The following is a 438-nucleotide window of genomic DNA, read 5'->3' on the forward strand; positions in this document are numbered from 1 at the left end:
CACACCATCATTCCGGGTTTTGCGATGGACGGCAACGGCCAGCCGCTGATGTCTTTTGGTGTGATGGGGGGGCCAATGCAGGCGCAAGGGCATATGCAGATGGCGCTGCGCATCATGCTGCACGGGCAAAACCCGCAGGCGGCAATCGACGCCCCGCGCTGGCGCGTGGTGCAGGGCCGGGAGGTGATCGTCGAATCGACGTTCGATCGCAACACCATTGCTGCCCTGCGTGAACGTGGCCACCACATCGTCGTGGAAGATCCGCTCCAGGAGTATAACTTTGGCGGTGCGCAGGTGATTTACCGGATGCCGGAAGGGCACTACGTGGCCGCGACGGAGAGCCGCAAAGACGGGCAGGCGCTGGTGAGTTGATCTTTTATCCTCCCTCTCCCTTTGGGCGGAGGGTTCCCCAGTAATTTTTAACCATAAGCGATAACG

Annotated in this window: 1 protein-coding gene; it reads left to right on the forward strand. The window is 60.5% G+C overall.

The features are described from left to right. The coding region (locus tag M8370_RS23435) for a gamma-glutamyltransferase (protein ID WP_250021875.1) at nucleotides 1–372 on the forward strand (372 nt) is incomplete at its 5' end. Nucleotides 373–438 lie beyond the last annotated feature (66 nt).

The sequence above is a fragment of the Enterobacter cloacae complex sp. OE43NF genome (genome assembly GCF_023544405.1).
Lineage (GTDB): Bacteria > Pseudomonadota > Gammaproteobacteria > Enterobacterales > Enterobacteriaceae > Enterobacter > Enterobacter cloacae.